The organism is Pokkaliibacter plantistimulans (genome assembly GCF_003194385.1).
GTDB classification, from domain to species: Bacteria; Pseudomonadota; Gammaproteobacteria; order Pseudomonadales; family Balneatricaceae; genus Pokkaliibacter; species Pokkaliibacter plantistimulans.
Genome location: NZ_LAPT01000181.1, coordinates 1 through 1,523, shown reverse-complemented (window position 1 = coordinate 1,523; position 1,523 = coordinate 1). Strand labels below are relative to the sequence as shown.

Below are 1,523 nucleotides of genomic sequence, written 5' to 3'. Positions count from 1 at the left end.
ATTCATGGATGAGCACATTACCGTGCGGCTGGTGATCGCGACGGTGCTGACCCTCAGTGGCATCCTGCTGGTGATTACCGCCAGAGCCCGGGCGTCGCGCGGATGATCAGCTGCAGGGCAGAGGTCAGGCTGCCTCTGCCCTGCCCGTTGGACGGCGATGGACCGGCACCGATCACGGGATGACCGGCTGCTCGGCATACCAGCTTTCATCACGCCAGAACTCGCGCGCAGGTACTGCATCGAAGGGGGCGGCGTAGCTGTCTTCGGTGATATAGACATAGCCTGCATTGCGGTTCTTGGTCAGCTGCATCACTTTCTGCAGTGGCAGGCAGACGCTCTTGGGTTCAGAGGCGTAGTTGTTGCATTTGACGTCGCGAACGATATGCCAGATACGTTTGGCATTCTGTTCCTTGGCCTCCCAGCCCAGCGTCGCCAGCGGTGTGCGCTCGGTGTAGCTCAGGTATTCCTCATAACTACTGTCAAAGGTAACGATGACATCGGCAATGCGCAGATAGCTCTGGCTGACGTGTGCTGCAGGATTGAGCACGATCAGCGGGCGACGCCCCGGTTGCTGGCGGATGTAGTCGGTGAGCGGGCGGTAATACACCGGCAGGGTGCTTTCAAAGTCGCTCACCTGATCGAGAAAGAAACCGTCGATCCATACGCCATTGGCCTTGTTGTTGTACCACTCCATATAGTGTCGAACCCGCTCCTTGGCGGCATCCAGCCCGTGCTGACCACTCATGGTGGCGTAGTGAGTGGGAATGTAGGCCAGCACTTTCTTGCCCGCCTGATGGGCATAGGCGATCTGTCTTGCATAGTTCAGCTGCACAAGGGTACCGGGGCCTGCCTGTTCACGGCTGCCGGGGCCATCGCCCGGTTTGATCACTACAAGTGCTGTGGCGTTGCGCTCCAGCACGCGTTTCCACGGGCAGCGATAGGGGGTGGGTTGCGGCGCCTTGGGGCAGCTTTCTGGGTCGGGGACAAAATACGCCGGGACCGCCAGCTGTTGTTCCAGACGGTTCATAGTCTGCACTTTCTGTGGCGCCGGTGTAGGTGGGTCAAACAGCAGATCACGCAGTTTGCTCTGCAGATCGGCATGGGCAGTGCTGCTGATCAGCCAGATCAGGGTTAGCAGGACGGCACGACATAAGCTCGCTGCTGAAAACCGATACATTCTTGTTATCTTCCTTTTGCCGGAAGGGGTCTGGTATGTGCCCACTTTTTGCTTTCAACATCTGTCTGCCACGTGCAAAGGGCACGCATGGGCAGGTTGGGGCACGGCGCAAATCGATAGGTGATTGCTTTTATATAGATTGTTGCCTTGCCGGGTTCCAGTCTGGCTGCTTAGCAGGTTGTTGAAAATCTATCTGTGTTGCCGAATACCGCGTCAAAAACAGGCTCAAAATGCTCATTTAGTTCACTAAACTCCGCTTTTTCGCCTGTTTCTTGTGCCCGCGGGGTATTTCCTTGTCTCGGCTGCCTCGATAACGTTTTTCAACGACCTGTTAGATGAGCCATTT

The 1,523-nt window shown here is 56.7% G+C and carries 1 protein-coding gene; it reads right to left on the bottom strand.

Going from position 1 to position 1,523, the window contains the following annotated elements; genetic code table 11:
* Window positions 1–172 precede the first annotated feature (172 nt).
* Window positions 173–1,177, bottom strand: a complete 1,005-nt coding sequence (locus WH50_RS25570) for a spherulation-specific family 4 protein (protein WP_110190287.1) — start codon at window positions 1,175–1,177, stop codon at window positions 173–175.
* Between the last annotated feature and the right edge of the window lie 346 nt (window positions 1,178–1,523).